Origin of the sequence: Nocardia sp. CA-120079 (assembly GCF_050955745.1) — a bacterium.
GTDB lineage: Bacteria > Actinomycetota > Actinomycetes > Mycobacteriales > Mycobacteriaceae > Nocardia.
In genome coordinates, this window is record NZ_CP192088.1 from 6,226,745 (window position 1) to 6,244,282 (window position 17,538).

17 protein-coding genes and 1 pseudogene are annotated in these 17,538 nt (G+C 60.7%); 12 read left to right on the forward strand and 6 right to left on the reverse strand.

What is annotated here, in order from left to right; genetic code table 11:
* The first annotated feature begins 188 nt into the window (after positions 1-188).
* From ACQPYR_RS28820 to ACQPYR_RS28840, 5 genes and pseudogenes are all read left to right on the forward strand, one after another.
* A pseudogene (locus ACQPYR_RS28820) lies at positions 189-964 on the forward strand (IS5 family transposase).
* Positions 965-1,696: 732 nt separating this feature from the next.
* A complete protein-coding gene (locus ACQPYR_RS28825; RefSeq protein WP_433622075.1) occupies positions 1,697-1,891 on the forward strand; it encodes a transposase in 195 nt (64 codons plus the stop codon).
* Positions 1,892-2,056: 165 nt separating this feature from the next.
* Positions 2,057-2,842, forward strand: a complete 786-nt coding sequence (locus ACQPYR_RS28830; RefSeq protein WP_433622076.1) for an IS3 family transposase — start codon at positions 2,057-2,059, stop codon at positions 2,840-2,842.
* 75 nt (positions 2,843-2,917) lie between these two features.
* A complete protein-coding gene (locus tag ACQPYR_RS28835) occupies positions 2,918-3,259 on the forward strand; it encodes a transposase (RefSeq protein WP_433622077.1) in 342 nt (113 codons plus the stop codon).
* A complete protein-coding gene (locus ACQPYR_RS28840) occupies positions 3,259-4,116 on the forward strand; it encodes an IS3 family transposase (protein ID WP_433635266.1) in 858 nt (285 codons plus the stop codon). Before ACQPYR_RS28835 ends, ACQPYR_RS28840 begins: the two co-directional genes overlap by 1 nt.
* Positions 4,117-4,451: 335 nt before the next feature.
* Here the strand turns inward: ACQPYR_RS28840 and ACQPYR_RS28845 are convergent, their stop codons facing one another.
* Positions 4,452-5,954: an HNH endonuclease gene (locus tag ACQPYR_RS28845; protein WP_433622078.1), complete on the reverse strand. Its 1,503-nt coding sequence runs from the start codon at positions 5,952-5,954 to the stop codon at positions 4,452-4,454.
* A gap of 267 nt (positions 5,955-6,221) precedes the next feature.
* On the opposite strand from ACQPYR_RS28845, the gene ACQPYR_RS28850 reads away from it, so the two are divergent.
* The 4 genes from ACQPYR_RS28850 to ACQPYR_RS28865 all read left to right on the forward strand — a co-directional run bounded on the left by ACQPYR_RS28850 (position 6,222) and on the right by ACQPYR_RS28865 (position 10,796).
* Complete coding sequence (locus ACQPYR_RS28850) at positions 6,222-6,539, forward strand: hypothetical protein (protein ID WP_433622079.1); 318 nt, start codon at positions 6,222-6,224, stop codon at positions 6,537-6,539.
* A gap of 165 nt (positions 6,540-6,704) precedes the next feature.
* A complete protein-coding gene (locus tag ACQPYR_RS28855) occupies positions 6,705-7,571 on the forward strand; it encodes a hypothetical protein (protein ID WP_433622080.1) in 867 nt (288 codons plus the stop codon).
* Positions 7,564-8,499 (forward strand): DUF6602 domain-containing protein, encoded by a 936-nt coding sequence (locus ACQPYR_RS28860; protein ID WP_433622081.1) that lies wholly within the window; start codon positions 7,564-7,566, stop codon positions 8,497-8,499. Before ACQPYR_RS28855 ends, ACQPYR_RS28860 begins: the two co-directional genes overlap by 8 nt.
* A gap of 248 nt (positions 8,500-8,747) precedes the next feature.
* Complete coding sequence (locus ACQPYR_RS28865) at positions 8,748-10,796, forward strand: hypothetical protein (RefSeq protein WP_433622082.1); 2,049 nt, start codon at positions 8,748-8,750, stop codon at positions 10,794-10,796.
* Here the strand turns inward: ACQPYR_RS28865 and ACQPYR_RS28870 are convergent.
* Together ACQPYR_RS28870 and ACQPYR_RS28875 are read right to left on the reverse strand one after the other, a co-directional pair.
* Positions 10,788-11,648: a phosphotransferase family protein gene (locus tag ACQPYR_RS28870; RefSeq protein WP_433635267.1), complete on the reverse strand. Its 861-nt coding sequence runs from the start codon at positions 11,646-11,648 to the stop codon at positions 10,788-10,790. The genes ACQPYR_RS28865 and ACQPYR_RS28870 overlap by 9 nt on opposite strands.
* Positions 11,649-11,680: 32 nt before the next feature.
* Entirely contained in the window at positions 11,681-12,961 is a 1,281-nt protein-coding gene (locus tag ACQPYR_RS28875; RefSeq protein WP_433622083.1) for a helix-turn-helix domain-containing protein, read from the reverse strand.
* Positions 12,962-13,188: 227 nt separating this feature from the next.
* Here ACQPYR_RS28875 and ACQPYR_RS28880 point away from each other — a divergent pair, with 227 nt between their 5' ends.
* From ACQPYR_RS28880 to ACQPYR_RS28890, 3 genes are read left to right on the forward strand one after another with little or no spacing between them, the layout of a single operon-like run.
* A complete protein-coding gene (locus ACQPYR_RS28880) occupies positions 13,189-13,989 on the forward strand; it encodes a hypothetical protein (RefSeq protein WP_433622084.1) in 801 nt (266 codons plus the stop codon).
* Positions 13,986-15,140, forward strand: a complete 1,155-nt coding sequence (locus ACQPYR_RS28885; RefSeq protein ID WP_433622085.1) for a radical SAM/SPASM domain-containing protein — start codon at positions 13,986-13,988, stop codon at positions 15,138-15,140. The genes ACQPYR_RS28880 and ACQPYR_RS28885 overlap by 4 nt, the downstream gene beginning before the upstream one ends.
* Positions 15,140-15,793, forward strand: coding sequence for a hypothetical protein (locus tag ACQPYR_RS28890; protein WP_433622086.1), 654 nt, complete (start codon positions 15,140-15,142; stop codon positions 15,791-15,793). The genes ACQPYR_RS28885 and ACQPYR_RS28890 overlap by 1 nt, the downstream gene beginning before the upstream one ends.
* 172 nt (positions 15,794-15,965) lie before the next feature.
* Here the strand turns inward: ACQPYR_RS28890 and ACQPYR_RS28895 are convergent, their stop codons facing one another.
* The 3 genes from ACQPYR_RS28895 to ACQPYR_RS28905 form a co-directional block, all read right to left on the reverse strand.
* A complete protein-coding gene (locus tag ACQPYR_RS28895; RefSeq protein WP_433622087.1) occupies positions 15,966-16,520 on the reverse strand; it encodes a PfkB family carbohydrate kinase in 555 nt (184 codons plus the stop codon).
* A 131-nt stretch (positions 16,521-16,651) separates the two neighbouring features.
* Positions 16,652-16,960: a hypothetical protein gene (locus tag ACQPYR_RS28900; RefSeq protein WP_433622088.1), complete on the reverse strand. Its 309-nt coding sequence runs from the start codon at positions 16,958-16,960 to the stop codon at positions 16,652-16,654.
* A gap of 5 nt (positions 16,961-16,965) precedes the next feature.
* Positions 16,966-17,430 (reverse strand): NUDIX hydrolase, encoded by a 465-nt coding sequence (locus ACQPYR_RS28905; RefSeq protein WP_433622089.1) that lies wholly within the window; start codon positions 17,428-17,430, stop codon positions 16,966-16,968.
* Positions 17,431-17,538: the final 108 nt, after the last annotated feature.

Below are 17,538 nucleotides of genomic sequence, written 5' to 3' on the forward strand. Positions count from 1 at the left end.
CGTCGAGTCACAGAAGAGACGGCGCCTGCTGCCGAAATTCATCGGCGGACGCAGAAGAGCCTGACCGGGATCGTTCCCCAGGTCCTGGACTGTATTCCCAGGCCGACCGAGAGGCGACCACGCTGCTGAGCAGGTCTTCAGCGCAATCGTCTGCGTCGAATCCGGTTGTGCTGCATGATATTCGGTTTGTGACCGACGAGTTGTCGAAACGTCTTGTGCCGGACCGGTTGTGGGCTCTGGCCGAGCCGTTGCTGCCCGTGTTCACGCCGCGCCCGTGGGTGGCGGCACCGCACAGGCCGACGAGCGGTCGGTGTTCACGGCGGTGGTGTTCGTACTCACCAGCGGCTGCGCGCGGCGGATGTTGCCGCCGTCGTTCGGCGTGACGGTCTCGACCGCGCACTGCCGGTTCAGCGTGTGGACCGAGGCCAGTGTCTGGCACCGGCTACACCGGGGGTTCTCGATGAACTCGGCAGCCAAGGCTTGATCGACTGGTCGCGGGCGGTAATCGACGCGGCGTCGGTGCCAGCCAAAAGGGGGACCCATGACAGGGCCCAGCCCGGTCGACCTCGGCAAGACCGGATCGAAGATCCACGTGCTCTCCGATCGTGCGGGAATCCCCCTGTCCGTGGGCATTTCGGCAGCGAACACCAACGACGCCGAAGCATTGAAACCGCTCGTGAAGGCGATACCCGCTCTGCGATCGCGGCGCGGCCCACGCTGGCGCAGGCCTGGCAAGCTGCACGCAGACAAGGCCTACGACACCGCCGACCTGCGACGATGGGTACGCAACCGAGGCATCACGGTCCGGATCGCCCGCAAGGGCATCGAGTCCTCCCAGCGGCTCGGCCGCCACCGATGGGTCATCGAATGCACGATCTCCTGGCTGACCGGCTACCACCGGCTCAACATCCGCTATGACCGCAGAGCCACAAACGTCCTCGGATTCCTCGCGACACTGACCTGATACAAGAAACTGACGAAATCAGCGACATGAGACACGGTCTTGGGGCTCGATTGGGTTTGGCGGCCCGCGTCTAGCGGGCTTGCAGGCAAAACTGCTGGGAGCAGCAGTAATCCCCGAAAATTGACGCTGCCGGTCGCTACGCTCGGCAGATGGGGCTCGCAGACGAAATCCGTAATGAGCGGGCAGCAAAGGCTGCCTCAGAACGGCGGGCGAAGGCCGAGAAGAACCGAGTTGATTCCCAATGGTGGACAGAAGCAGTGAAGGCGCTCGACTCCGCCGCGTCAGAGGTACCCGAGGCATGTCGCGAGATGAAGCTCCGCAATCACGGTGGCCTACTTACCCGTGGTTGGGTTTTCCAAATCGGTAACGCCTTTTGTCGACGACGTCAGTTACTCACTGGGATATCCGGGTCGACGTTTTTCTACGTGGCGTTTATGTCGTCTGGCGGGTGGCGATTGGTGCGCCCACGGGGGAAAGCCGACTGTATCAAGGGGAGTGGCTGTCTCGTGACGTGCCGAAAGGACGACCCTCGCGGCCATCCATACGAAGGTGACCCTGAGCTATTCCTCATGACAGTAGATGTACTGGACGACGTGCGGGAACAGCTCAAGAGACCGCTTGGCAGCCACTTTCATTGAGCTAAAGGGGATGGCCCGTTCCCAATGAAATGAGACCACTCGATATTAGAGTCCTGTTGGCCCTGGTGAGGGCTGGAAGGGACACTGAGGGGACATGGCAGGACGCAAGCGGCATTCCGCGGAGGACATCGTGCGGAAGCCGCGCCGTGCCGACGAACTCGCCGCTGCTGGGCAGACGGGTGAGCAGATCGCTGCTGATCTGGGGGTGTCGGCGGCGACGTTGTACAACTGGCGCCGCCAGTACGGCGGGGTGGACACCGATGCCGCGAAGGAACTCAAAGAGCTGTGAGAGCAGAACGCCAGGTTGAAGCGGCTGCTGACGGACGCGGAGCTGGAGAAGGACGCGCTGCGGGAGATCGCGAAGGGAAAATTTTAGGCCCGGCCGCCAAGCGGCGGGCGGTGGACATGCTTCAGCAGGTGATGGGCATGTCGGAACGGTTCGCGTGCAAGGTGGTTGGGCTGCACCGGTCCACGTATCGGCGGCTGCCGGCCGCGCAGACCCCCGCTGGATCCGGACGCGGGATTGCGGGTCTGGCTGCGTTCCTACGCCACGAAACATCAAGGGCACGGATTCCGGCGTGCGTGGGCGGCGCTGCGGTTCGACGAGGGCTCGCGGGTGAAAAAGAAGAGGGTGCACCGGCTCTGGCGGGAGGAAGGCTTGCAGGTGCGTGCGCACTCGCCACGCAAACGCGCTGGCTGCTCGGCTGTGCCGCTCGTTGACGCGCATGCGCCGAAGGCGGTGTGGGCGTTGGACTTTCAGTTCGACTCCACCGTCGACGGGCGGGCGGTGAAGATCGCGTCGATGATCGATGAGCACACTCGTGAATCACTACTGCACATGGTGGAGCGCTCGATCACCGCCGAACGGCTGGTAGCCGAGTTGCAGAAGGTGTTCACCGCGCGCGGCGGGCCACCGAAGGTGCTGCGCATGGACAACGGTCCTGAAATGATTTCCCATGCGCTGCAACAGTTCTGCACCGACCGGGTGGGGATCGTCTACATCCCGCCCGGCACGCCGTGGAACAACGGCCATATCGAATCGTTCAACCGGCGGCTACGCGCCGAATGCTTGAACCGTAACCACTGGACGAGCCTTCTCGAGGCCCGAGTCGTCATCGGCGACTTCAAGGACGAGCACAACAAGCGGCACCGGCATTCGGCGCTGGGCTACCTGACCCCGGCCCAGTACGCTGCCCGCTGCAGCCACACCCACCACCCCGTGGCCTGCAGTATCAACTGAATCCGGATCGAATCAACCCCGGACTCCAATGCCGGGTTGATCCGGCCCCCGGAGGGGAGACCAGCCTTGTGAGAGTTGAGGCAGACTGACCGTCAGGAGGTCATGGTGCCGAAATCGTATCCACAGTCCGTGCGCCGACAGGTGTGCGCGCGACTGCGCGCTGGGGAACGGGTCGCTGAGATCGCTGCTGAGACAGGGATTTCCGCGGCGACGCTGTTCAAATGGAAGGCTCAGGCACTGGTCGATGCGGGAGCCCGTGAGGGCGTGCCGAGCGTCGAGGCCGACGAGCTGGCCTCCGCGCATCGCCGGATTGCCCAGCTGGAGGCCGAGCTGAAACTCATCCGAGACGCGTGTGAACTATTCGACGAGCAGGTGGTGATCTCCCCAAAAGGAAATACGCGATCGTCGAAAGGCTGATCGCGCGTGGGCATTCGGGCCGAGCCGCCTGCCGTATCGTCGGATTGAACCGGGCTACATTTCATCGGTTGCGCAAGCCAGCGTTATCGATTCGGTTCCTGCGGCGAACGATTGTGGCCGACGAGATCGGCAAGATCCACCTGCGTTCTCGCGGAACCTATGGGCGGCGGCGAATTCAGGCGGCGTTGCTCAGCGAGTGCGACATGGTGGTCAATCATAAGCTGATCCACTCGATCATGGGTGAGTTGCAGCTCTCGGGGCTGCCGCTCCAGAAGGGGCGAAAACCGAACCTGCTGGGTGTTCATACGCCATCGGACCTGGTGAACCGCATGTTCGTCGCGAACCAGCCGAACGAGCTGTGGTGCACGGACATCACCGAGCATCCCACTCGTGATGGAAAGGTCTATTGCTGCGCGATACTCGATTGCTTCAGCAAAAAGATTGTCGGAAGGTCGTTTTCAACAGCCCCGGATACAGCTCTGGTCAATAATGCGGTGAATATGGCCGTCCGGGAACGGAAAAGATACCACGGCGCAATATTGCATGCCGACCACGGCACTCAGTTCACATCCTGGTCGTTCGGAGAGAACCTTCGCCGGCACAATCTGATTCCCTCCTTCGGAACCGTGGGCGATTGCTTCGACAACGCTGCTATCGAGGCGTTCTGGGGGCGAATGCAAACCGAGTTGCTGAACACCAGGAAGTGGCCCACGAGCCTCGAGTTGACCATAGCGATGGCCGACTGGATCGATAACTTCTACAACGCCGAACGCCTCCACAGCTACCTCGGCCACCTCAGTCCCGACGAGTATGAGATGCTGTGGCACGCCACCCAATCGGAGTCTCGACTCTCGTAAGAGCGGCTCACTCTCCGGGGGCCGGATCAGGTGGTCGCCTTATCGGGGGACTGGTCAATACGAACTGTCGAAAGGCAGGCTGCTGTCGATCCTGCGGGAACATGGGGTCCAGATGCGGAACCGGCCGATGACTGAAGAGGAGATCGAGTGGGCGGTGCGGCTTTACGGCGAGGGGCAACCGCTGAATGCTGTGGCGCGGCGACTCGGGAAGAGCAAGGGGAGTGTGTGGAAGGCGCTGCGGGAGCGAGGAGTTGAGAGGCGATCAGCCACAAGGTGACTGGCCCCCAGGCGTAGTGACACGACGCTGCGGGCACAGGCAGGTACACGCCGAACTCTCAAGAGTTCTCCGCGCTTCGGCGTTGGACGGCACGCCTTCGGGAGTAGTGCAGGTTGCACAGACCTCGCACCTCGGATATCCGCGTGCAGTCGATCTCTGAACATCGTGGATGGTTAGGTCGATCCAGCAACCATCGGTTGTAGTGCGATTTGCAGAGACCTCGGGTATGTGACCCGTTCAGACAACCCTCAACGGAGCAGGCACTCTTGCTCCGCAACCATCGACTGTAATGCGATCGACACAGCCCTCGTGCGCGTACTGGGTTGTCACAGTCGGGCTCAACACATACTGACGGCTTTGCCGGTAGTTCGATGGTGCCGTATTTCCTGCGGCGTCGGTAGTGCTTATCGCACAGGCCTTTTGTGCCGGCCTGTCGATCGCAACTGTCAGCTGCGCATCCCGCGCGGATGACCGGATTAGGGTTTGTGGCCCATTCGTCCAGGAGTGGCTGAACCTCAGCGGGGTCTCGTCGCCAACCAATCTTGTCACGTTTGGCCAGGTTGCAGCTCTTATGGGCGAGCGCCAAATTCAACGGGTCATGCGTGCCCCCGCGTGCGATCGGCACAATGTGGTCGACCTCGGCGGCGAGCGGATGAAGTCTAGGAACGTGCTCGGGCACGGGTAGCCCGCAAATGCTGCAGTCATCACCGTCACGTGCACGAAGCTCCTCGGCGGACAGGTAGAGGGATGCGCTACGCCGCCGGCAGTTATCGCACAGTCTCTTCGAGATCGGCGTCAAGCGGCGCCCACCACCGTTCGCTGGCGCCAGATAGTCAATCGGCACCCCACACTGACTGCATTGTCCCGCAGTGCTGCTTTGAGCATGCCGTCGGGCGAGATTGCGGCAGCCCACCGAGCAGTATCTGTTTGTACTGCCTACACCCACCAAATCACCGCACCACTGACACGGCCCGTTCATCGTCGGCGTCACACGAACCGCAATCACTCGCAAAGGCTGGCCCAAACTGCGCTGCTTCGCATGGCCAGAACATAATCCATGCCCGCTGACCACACGATCGCACTCCGGGCCGCTGCAACGAGGCTTGCATTTCTCGGAACAGTAGCGCCTCCCTCGCGGAAGCCCCGTCAGGTCCGCGCCGCAGCTCCGGCACAACCGCGCCATCCGATGACCCGCACGAAATCGGTTGTGATGCACAGCACAACGTCCACCGTTGGTTGCGGGATGATCGCAGCCGGATTCGGAGCAACCTGAAATGCCTAACGCTGCGCGCTCTTCGGATAGAAGCGGCGATGAAAGCAGCTGACCGGTCCGCTGAAGTTCGCTGTAGTGGCGGGCACAACGGCCACGTGCCTTGACGGTCCGGGAACAGCCAGCCACAGAACATGGTCGTGAGCTGTTCCTTGAGGAACCTCGGGCCCTGTCGTAGTGCGCTTGACAGAGCCCTTTCGCCGTGCTTGTTCGGGCACAGCCTGGCTCCGAGCATGGCTTCGGCTTCGCCTTCTCCAAAGAGCCGGTTCTTTTCAGGCGCTGCCGGTGCATGAAGCACAGTCCTTCACGACTGCTCCTCGTCCGATCACACCCAGCCGCAGCGCAGAGCTGCCCGCGTGACCGAGTTCCAACTCCGTTCGGATCGCCGTACTTCCAGAATGCTTGGTAATGCTTCTCGCACAGCTGCCATCGTTTGACGGACACCTTCAAGCGGCAATCCGCGACAGTGCAGGTACCGGCGGTTCTCACCTTGCTCCTTGGTCTGTCTGATGACAGCGCGGAGTGTACGGCGTGCCACCGACACGTCACCGGAACCAGGTGTCTTCCACCGCGATCCGTTACACCATGTTGCTTCGGATGACGGCGGCGCAAGGCGAGGAGCGGCCGGACCGGTTCAAGTATTGTCCGCCAAGGTATGCCGAAGTTGGGGTTAGCGGACGGTACTTGAAACAGTGGGAAGCCGACTGGCTGGGCCAGGTGATCGCCAAGATCGACGCAGCTCCGACTCGTCGGCCCGGAAGGATCGGCGGCAGTAACGTTCAACCGCGGCGGCTGGATAGGCGGCTGTCGCCCAACACCATCGCCGAGGTGGTCGACGCCTACCGAAGCGGTACCTCCCACCAATCAGCTGTGTGAGCAGTACGGCCTGTCGAAGGGCGGGCTGCTGAAGATCCTCCGCGAGCACGGCGTACAGACGCGGAACCAGCCGATGACGGACGAGGAGATTGACTGTAAGACTCACGGCCAGGGCCAGTCGCTGAATGCCATCGCGCGGCAGCTCGGGAAATGCAAAGGAAGTATGTGGACGGCGTTACGGGAGCGAGTGGTGGAGATGCGACCAGCGACGAGATGATCCAACCTTCCTTCTCCGTGATCGCTGAGGCTCCCGGCGTTTCAGCAACCGAGCATGTGCCCGGAGGTGAGATACTCCGCCGCATGTCGAGTGCTTTGTGGCCGTTCCCTTTCCAAGCTGGCATCTGGGGAACGGTAGCCGCCTGGGTTGTCATCGTGCTCATGGTCGGTTCACTCATCCTTGGGATACTGACCTACGTCCACAACCGTCGAACCGAACAACAGAAGGCACAAGCACGCCACGTTCGGTTCACCAGCCTCCATTGGACCGACGAGTCATACTTCGGTAAAGTACACAACCTTTCGGAGAAATCCATATATGATGTCTGCCCTAACCAGTCGAGAAAGTGGCCTTTTCGCAGAGTGGTAGCAGAGGAGTGTCTTGAACAGGGCCAGCGGCTATCGGCCGAGGAGATCGCAGACCTCAAAGCTCGGTGGGATGCGACATCTGGCGGCACTATGTACGCATGGGATTACGAGAGTGCGCACCTTGCGCCTGAAGAATCACGGGAAGTCGCGTTTCGTGGGCCGAAATCGGTAACCGAGCAGTACTGGGTTACCTTCCGCGATTCGATGGGTCGCAAATGGGCGCTTGAACTCGACGGAACCGAACCCCTTCCGGCGGTAGATGAGATCAGCAACGAAAAGTATCCGCCGCGGAGGTCGTTTCGGAACCCAGTCAAATACTTTCGACACCGAAACAGTATGTTCCATGAATCAAGCATGAAACACATGCAACACGAAACAGATATCCGCAATATACACAATTGGGCCAATAGATTAGGCGATCGAGACAGGCTTCCGAAAAGTGAATGATGACCTCGCGGAAAAGATTGCAGGATGGCAACCGAAGTCGGCCCCCGATACATTTCTGCAAGCATTTCAATCGCGATGCAAGTACGAAGAAGACCTGCTGCTAGCTCGTTCTCAATTCGAGCTCGAAACTCGCCTGCACAATTTTTCGTCCGGCCCGCCCATTGAGGCGTTGGTCCGCGACTTCTTTCGTCGTATTCTTCCGAGCAGATACGCCGTTGATTGCGGCCATGTCATGGATCTCACCGGAAAGACTGCTGGTGAATGCGACATAGTCGTTCACAACGACACGTGGTTTCCGTCGATAAGAGCCCGAGTATCCGAAGACGATCGTTATTATATCCTGGGCGCAGAAAGCGTCTATGCGGCATTGGAGGTCAAGCAGACGCTCGATCTGAGCACTCTTGAGCAGGCGATGGAAAAGTTAGTTGTCTGTTCACGGCTAGGTCGGGAGCGAAGAAGCTTCGCAACAACTCTGACCGAGAATCGCTACATGGAGAGGTCCGACACGACCGTTGGCAATAGGTTATTCACCGGCATCGTTGCAGTTCGGTTGGGCAACTGCACTCAGCAGGAATTGATCGAAAAATTCGTAGAGATAAACCGCCTCTTGAGCAGGGATGAGATGGTTCGCTCTATATGCATACTCGGCGAATGGACATCCCTTTGGGGCTATCGATCAGAACGATTCGGGCGAGATATGATTGCTTCGTTTATGGACGAGGATCTAACCTCAGAAATCAAGATTGGACTTGCCGCGAAAGAGTATGGGAATTGCCCGCTTTCTGTTTTCTCTGCCCATCTGATCGATTCAGTGACACTTAGCACTCTGTGCTCGTGGAAGTTCGCCGAAAATTATGGAGCCTACACTGCGCCTAAACTTGCCGATCCTTCTTATGGATTCACGATCTCGGCTCCCGGCTCAACTTAGCTGAGAATGGGCCGACGTATCGAGAGACTGGACGGTTGAGGAGTGCCTCGACCTCCACGCGGATGAGCGGGCGTCGGTTGACGACTGGAAGGCCCTCGGGCAGTTGTTCGTCGCCGGGTTTACCTCTGGGCATGTCAGGTACGCCGAAGACCATGTCAGGTACGCCGAAGACGGTGCCACGCAATAACGCTCGTCAGCGTATCCAAATCCGTTAGCTCCTTGTCGGACTCCGGCGCTACAGTCGGCGCATGACGCCTCGACTGGGTGGGTTCCCAGAGGAAGAAGCTTTCGGCACGGACCGGGTGTGGCTTCCCGAGCAAGCCACTGGCAGACACGGAACAATTCGGTCATCCCTGCCGCCGGGACCTGAACGAGAAGCGCTGCTGCAAGAGATCATGGCATCGCTCAGAGAACAGGCCAGCGATCCGACTGCGCTGGTAGCCGAGCTTCGGGATCTTCTGGCGGGTAAGGATCTAACACAGCTGATCAGTGCCGTAGCGGTGCCCGCAAGTATGTCCCTCATCCCTGATGTGGGCTCTGGTGCACTTGATGACGGCCCAGATACGTGGAACTGGGCTGCCAAGATCGAATACCTTGTGGGTATTGCGCTGTCCGTGGATAGTTCGGGAACCGAAGATTCTCCCCGCGCTGTCGTCGAGCAGGTTGTATCGCTCGTTGGTGCCATCTTTGAGGCGGAAGAGGCTCGGATCTTTATCGATTCGATAGATGAAGCCGACGATGGTGGAGCCGAACTCGGCTTCGCTCGTATGCAGCTGCAAATGGAGCACCTGTCCGATCGAATGCCTGGGTACGCGGTCCACATGGAGAAGATCGATACTGAGGTTTTCAGTCGGCATCGTCAGTATTACATCGACGCCTGGGGATTCAACCCGGCCGACGTCATGCGGATAACTAGACAGCATTCACAAGCAGTACGAAAGCGTTTTTCCTCTGCGATGGCCGCTCTTCGGGCAAGCGTTGATGCGGGCGACGAAGCGGATATCTCGGCCGTTATTGATGGTTTGAATGCAGCAAGCATTTGGACTGCTGAGACGGTTGCGGAGTCGACCGGTTCGGATGTTGACGAGATGCGGGCCATGCTGGAATTCTTCTCCACGACATACGAATGCCAGCCAGAATTCCGTTTGCCAGGCGATGACAACATTGTGCGGAAACGACCGTGCATCGCCCTCGGCGATGGGCAGCATCTCGTCCCAGATCCGTGGGCATTGCCGACCGCACTTCATGACCGTTTGGCGACGGAACCCAAGACGGCAAACTATGACCCCGCCAAATATCATAAACACCGGCAGCAAGCGCACGAACGGCTGGTGGAAGCTACGTTTACGCGCATTTTCGGCAATGCGAATGTCCATGCAGCCCAGTACTACACTTCTACCGCTGGCGGCGAAGGCGAGATAGATGTCCTCGTCGCTACGGAATGGCCACTGGTCGTGGAAGCCAAGGCGCACTGCTTGACTGAGGCTGGCCGAAGAGGCAGGCGCGATAGGGTCACATCGCGGGTGGATGACATGCTTGGAAAAGCCCTTGACCAAACCGACCGAGCGACTACCTACATCCTTGACGAGGGTGGCCGAAAATTTTCTTTGAAGCAAGGTGGCAAATTGCATGAGGTCTTGCCATCGGAAATTTCTGGCGTGACGTCAATTATCGTGACATTCGAGCGAATGGATCCAATCGCGACGTATGGTACAGCTATCGCTGCTTCGGCTAGGCGTCCAACGTGGGTTCTGGGTATAGGTGATCTTCTCGTGGTCGCCGATCTATTACCAGATCCGGCAGCTTTTCATCACTACGCACGGCTAAGAGCCGCGATGGCTGACGATCGCGTAACTGCAGCCTGCGAGTCGGATGTTCTTGGCAGCTACTTCTATGACCGCGTGCAACCCCTGCTCACTCAGGAGAGTGATGGCCAAGTCCTACGTGTAGTCGGCTATGCCAGCGGACAAATAAACCGATACTATTCGAATTGTGAAATGGAAATAGCAGCCGCCGAAGCTCCGACAACGGGGGTACCTTCCCACATCGCCGTTGCACTGAGTACCACCGTCGATAACGTAGGTTGGGCGGAATGCGCGCAGGCAGTTATGTTGGCGGAACCGAGTACTTGGACCAAGTGGAAGCGCTTTACGCGCCGACATAAGGGCAAGGGAGAGTTCAAGGCCACTGAAACGCTGACCATTACAACGAGCGGGGATCATTCGGCTGTCGAGGCTCTTGACGGCATTTCCCTACTTCGTGTAGGTCGAGCGAATTTGGGCTGGCCTTCAGCCTAGCGCTTTCCATCCCGCCCACGGCCGCGGCCCAAGTTCCCCTCGTATGCACGCCAGCCGGTGATGCGCCTGCTTCTCGTTGGCGGTCCCGCTCGTTGCCACCTGCGCTGCCATCGTGGTCATTCGTAGTTCCCGGATATCTCTGAGCAGTTCAAAGCCCTCCCAGGTGGCGACATCATGGCCATACACCTCGCAGAACTCGGCGTACTGCTCGGCGGTGATCCACCTGAACGAACTGTGCTTGATCGCCGTGTGAACCAGATCCCACTCCGGCGGCCCAACTGATGTCCGCTCCAGATCGAGGAGGACAGCCTCACCATCCTCCATCGCCGCGACGTTGCCGATCCAGGCATCACCGTGAACCACGCACCAGGAAAGCCCATCCGGCAGTGACTCCCACCGCTGTCGGAGATCCGCCAAATGTTCTCGGAGCCAATGCCTGTCAGGATCGTTCAACCACTCGGCAGCGGCGATTCGCTCTTCCAGTCGCACGAACGGCGCGATTTTGCCGAGGTTGAGTTCGGCTGGAATCGGCAGAAAGTGGAGTTGCTTGAGCAGAGCAGCCACCTGCGTCGGGGTGCCGTGATGGTGTGGCGGCAGTTCGCGCCAGAATGTAGTCGCGTGGCCAGCAACCTCGACCGGCTGATCGACATCTGGAACGACCTGCACCGCTGGAACGCCTGATTGCTGCAACCAACGCGCCACGTTGACCTCGCGTCGTGCTGCTTCCAATTGCCCTGGCCGACTTACCCGAGCGACGACAGAGCCCGGTAGCCGGTAGATGGCGTTCTCGCTCACCTGAATCGGTTCGGCATGGTCCACGTCCAGGCCGACCGCGGTGCCGGCCGTCCGCACGATCGCCAACCAATCGGTTCCGGTCACGTCTGTCATGCGCGAACCAGCGTGCTGTCGATCCGCGAGCGCAGTTCATCGACCTCCGTCGTTTGGGCATGAGGCTGGGTGAACATGCGGAGCTCACGCAGATCATCCGCCGCCCGGCGTGAACGAAGGTGTCCGGCGTCGCTGAGCGCAGTCTGGCCGAAGGACGCAGCCTCGACCGGATCACCCGTGGCCATGGTGAGCGACGCCAGCTTGATGCCAGATATTGCCCGCGAGCGAACAAAGGCGTCGGTGTGTCCTGCAACGGCAACCTCCAATCGTTGCCGTGCCTCACCGACGAACCGACCTTCGAGTGCCACATCGAACAGGGCATGGCCGGTGTCGCCGGAGTGCTGGGCATGGTCGTAGTAGGCCATCCAGGGAGGATCGTTATCCGGCGCGGCCTGAGCGAACTCGTCGTCGGCTTGACCGACAGCACGCACTGCTTCATCGGTGCGGTGCAGTTTGGCCAGCGCTCGGGCTCTGGCCGCGTGCAACATGGCACGTTCCGTCGCCGTCAGTCGATCAGCCCTGACCATGGCCAGCTCGATAAACGTCAGCCCATCGTCGGGATGCCCGCACCAGGTCGCTTGCCGAGCCATTGACGACAGCACCTTGCCGCGGAGGTGCCAGTTGCCGACGTCCTCAGCGCAGGTCAGTCCGAGTTGAAACATGCTGCGGGCATCAGCATGCGCGTAGGCATCGAAGGCCATGAACCCGGCCGTGTGTCCGAGGAACCCGACTGCGCTGTGCAGGTCAATGCGATGCTTCTCGGCACAACTGGCACCCAGCAAGTTCACGGCATAGCGCAGTTGGGCCGAGACCGCTTCCCGAACCAGGCCACCGCCATAGGTGTGATCCCAGGAGCTGAACTCCCGTGCGGCAGTTCGTACCTGCTCGATTTCCGCCAGGCCGACCGTCGACGGGACAGGCGTTGGTTTAAGTTGGGCCAGCAAATCCAGTAGCGGCTGTTTGGTCGCGACCGCCGCAGTGAAGCCCAGCGCGGCGCGAACAAATTCCTGGCGTTTCACATCACCGAGCGTAGCCCCGGACTTTGCTGGCAGCTTGAACCAAAGCAGCTCGGGCGGCACTTCCAGCACTTCCGCCCAACGGATCAGTTTGGACAGTTGCTCGGGTGCCGGACCCTTTTCGATACGGCTGAGTTGGGCCTGGGTGAGGCCAAGCCAAGTGGCGACCAGTTCTTGGGGCAGCGGTCGATTGTGAAACGGGTGCGTGCGGTAGGCGAAGATCACCCGGCCCATGTGCCAGGTGGCGAGCGCATCGCGCATCTGATCGGTTTGCCAAAAGGCAGGCGGAACTGGCGACGCCTGCTGTCGTTCATCCCGGAGCGCGATTTCGCATGGTGCACAACGCGATTCAAGGTTGTACCGATTCAGCCTGCTCCCACAACGAGCGCAGTACCGCTCTACCTGGGGTCCCCGCGTCATGATGGCCGCTCCCGGGTTTTCCTGGGTTTTCTCACCGTTTCGCTTTGGTCGCGTGAACCTACCAGGGCTTGACAGGCGACGCCATACGTTTCATACATACCCCGAATACCCCCTTGTCGTGGCCCTTTTCGCCCCAGAAACCGACCCTTGGGCAGTTCACGAAAACCTTGCCGAGGAAAGGGGTAGGCGTGGCGTTGTCCCTAGTAGTTCCCATCTTTGGTCCGCCAGCAGCGGGCAAAACGACGCTGACGATGCAGCTCGGATCGGCACCTGGGCGCCGGGTGTTCCGGCTGCGCCAGCATGTCTCTCAGGAGGTGCTGGCCGCAACGGCGGTCACACCGGAGCAGCTGGGTTGGATCGACGACTACACAGTCGCCGCAGCACTCCGCTCCTACTTCGAAACCGTCAATGCGGATTCGGAGGTTCAGGCGGTGCTGCTCGACAATTTTCCCGGTTCCGCGGCCCAGGTCGATCAGTTGCTGGCGATCCTGTGGTCACTGACGCCCTGCCACATCGAAGCCATCGAAGTGGTCACCGACGTCAAGACGCTCCGGCAGCGGGCCCGGAACCGGAAGGTCTGCCATCGCTGCGAGCGTGACCCGATCAACGATCCCCGCTCGCCGGCGATCCCGAGCGATGCCGACCCGTGGCAGTGCGGCCGGTGCGGGGGCCTGCTGCATCCCAGACGCGGCGATTCACCGCGGCTGTTCAAAGCGCGTATGCAGCGCTACCACCAGGCGGCTGCGGATATCCGTGATGGCTTCGCCCGTGCCGATGTCGCGGTCACCCAGCTCGACACCACCAACACCATCGACGGGGCGGCCAATCTGCTTGCCCCGCTGCTTATCTCACGGAGTGAACCACGATGACGACCGTCGATCTGCCCATCCCTGGCTTGCGAGCCAACGGCGACAGCTATGGCCATGCCCGCATGCCCCGTGGTGCCGACGTTCCTGAACCGGACCGGATCGACCGCATCGCGTACGGCCGGTTCCGCAACGTCTACCTCTACATCACCGAAGCGTGCCAACTACGCTGCGAACACTGCTACATGGGTGAGCGGTTGGACCGCGCACTCAAGATGCCTTTTCCGCAGATTGTGGACACTCTGACCACCTGGCGGCGGATGGGCGGCGACAAGCTGACCATCCTCGGTGGCGAACCGACGCTGCATCCGCACTACTGCGAGGCGATTCGTCTCAGCCGGAAATTGGGCTACGAGCACGTCATCACCACAACCAACGCCCAGAAGCCCGCGCTCAAGAAGTTCCGCAAGCTCGAACCCGACGATTTCGCGTACATCCAAGTCAGTTTGGACGGGGGTAGCGGCGATAGCCATGATGCGATCCGGGGGGCGGGTACCTTCACCCAAGCGCTGGAAACCACCGCCGAGCTGACGCGCCGTGGCTTCGATACCCGCATCATTTGCACGGTGAACAAGGCGAATGAGCAGGACGTGCTGCAGCTGCTCGTCATTGCCGATCACCTCGGTGTCAGCCTGGTGAAGTTCCATGTGTTCTCGACCATCGGCACGGGGCACGGCAGCCCGGAGATGGCTATGAACCCGCGGGAGTGGGTGGATTTCTGCGACAACCTGAATGTTGTTGCACCTCAGTACAACACGCGGGTGTGGTACCAGCCGACCTATGCCCGGCGTGACCAGATGGAACGCTATGCCGCCGAGGGCTACCAGGGGTGCATCGGCCGGACTCTGGATCGGATCTCGATCTTCCCGGATGGCCGCTGCTATGTCTGTTCCTACCTGTTCGACACCGAGTTGCACTTCGCGCAGATGGTCGACGGTCAGGTGCAACTGAACCACGGGGTCAATGAGTTCGACCTGTTCACCAGCGTGCTGGCCGAAAGTTCCTGCGGCGGTTGCAAAGCCAGTGCCTGCCAGGGTGGCTGCCCGGCCGAGGAGCTGGTAATGGGCAAGGCGTCCTGTGCTGCCTACGACGACATTGTGCCGGTCTGCCGGTTGTGGAAATCCAGCGCCAAACCCGAAAGCGAGCCTGCCTGATGGACACCATGGAAACCCTGGTCGAGAGCCTCCGCGGCCTGGATTGGACCGACATCGACGCCGTCGAAAACGCCTGCATCGAAGTACTCGATATCTTGGTCGAAGACCGCAGCATCGTGCGTGATCGAATCACCGTCCTGCCCACCAGGCCGGAGTTGTTCAATCTGTGCGAGCACTACGACATCCTGGACAAGCTGGTGCTGCACGATGACGCCGAGGCCGGCTTCCGAGTTCGGTTGCACATCTTCCTGCCCGGCTACTTCGACCGGCCACACAATCACCGCTGGTCGTATGCCAGCCGGATCCTGCGCGGTCAGTACCGGCACTTCCTGTTCGGCAATGCCGAAGTGGACGAACATGTCGATCCGGCCAAACTGCCGGTGCTGCAAGCGCGGGAGGAACTCGTCGGCTCCGGCTACGCCTTGCACCACTCGATGGTGCATGCCGTGGTGGCCGAGCCTTACACCGCCTCGTTGGTCATCCGTGGTCCGGCCGTCAAGGATCGCTTCTTGGTGATGGATCGCGTGACGAATGAAGCCTGGTGGCAGTACGGGGCCAAGCAGGAATCCGCGGAGGACGCCGAACGGAAGCGGATGACGCCGGAGCGTCTCGATTGGCTGATCGGGCAGCTGGATGAGTGGAAACTGTTCTGAACTGCGCAAACGATCAAGATCGACTGTCCGTCCCTCGGGTTACGCTCCGCCCGTGAGCACACAGAGCACGAAGAAGTGCAAATACTGCAATGGGCCGGTCCGCTACGTCGATAGCCCCATCGAAGGCCACGGCGCTGGCGAACCGGCTCGGGTGGACCGGATGTATCACTGCCTACACGGCTGTGACACGTCGCGCCTTACTGGCGAGTGCGGTCACGATATGCATCGGATTAGCTAGCGTGGCGTGACTGCCGAAGTTGGAGGCCACCGCCAGCGACGACGGCCTCCAGCTCCGCCAGCGTCGGCAGTGGGACACCGTGGTGTCGTGCGCACCGCAATGCCCCCTCGCCGACCCGAGCACCATACTGCGATCCATCGACCACCCCTCCCGCAGGCCATAGAGCAGTCCGCCCGAGAACGCGGCGCCCGCGCAATGGGTATGCCGTACTGTCACCGGAAAGGCAGGCGCAGCAACTGTGTCCGTGGGGTTCACTGCCACCGCCCCATAGGCTCCAGCCGTCACCACTACCCAGACCGCAGCCGTTTCCTCCAGCAGTGATCGAGCGACGGTGAACGCTTCGGCATGGGCACTGTCATCGACATTGGTTTGCACGAGCAGCTTTTCGTAGCCGGCCGCCGCGGACCGAAGCCCATCTGATAGCGGCGATCCGCCGAGGTTGACTAGCACCGGCACCTGCGCCGCACGCGCGGCTTCAATCACTCGCACGGCCGCTCTCTCAATGAGCTGGTAGGCGTCGACGTAGACAAACGACGCAGTGGCGATCGGGACAGGTCGACAGCGGCGAGTTACTCCGCCACCCCGGCAGATGCGCGAACCACGTCCGGGTGTGGTGACAGTCAGCGATCACCACGATCCACGGCGTGACGACTTCGGGATCGGACATGGCGGTCGTAGCGACACTGCGACGCTGCAGCCAGGTACTTCCGGCCTTCCTGATCGTCACCAATATCGTTGGCTACGAGAGTGGTTGGAACATCCAATGCCGCCAGCACCGCCGCGGCCATCGGACCATCGGCAGCAATGGACTGCCCGGTGGTACGAACCTCGACACCGTGGTTGGCAGCCGGAAACAGCGGCACGCTCCAAAGTTCGGCCCGGGCAAGATACGAGACACAGACGATCGGGCCGTCAGCGCGTGCCGCCATCACGACTACCAGCCGTAGATCGAGAAAGGCCTGTTCTTGGCGATGTGCTGCATGGCCGCACGGCAGTAGGCGATCATGTGGTCAGGCAACGCATCTGCCGGAAACCATCGAAGATCGCCGCACTTGTCCGGCTCCAAGTTGGTGGGTTCTCCCTGCCACGATCGGACCGTGAAGAAGAACGCCATCCGGCCACCCGAGGACGAGTTGTGCATGACGTGGCTGAAGTGCACGTCAGCCGGAGCAATCGTCACGCCGATCTCTTCTTCGGCTTCACGGATCAGAGCGTCGATGACGGATTCGCCGGCCTCAAGGTGTCCCGATGGCAGATGCCATGCCCCATCTTCGAATCCGGTGTTCTGTCGCTGGCCGAACAGCGCTTCGTTGCCGCGGCGCAGCAGCAGATGGACATCGCCGGTGACCTTGTGACGTTGAGGCTTGGTTTGGTGACTGGATTCAGTCGTGACGCTCATACGGGCGCGTTTCCTTTCGTCATGGATTATATCGCTGACCTGGGATTTTGCCGAACCGTGGGTGAATCAAGGCGAGCCTAATCCCTTCGTGACGTCCGGCCTATACAC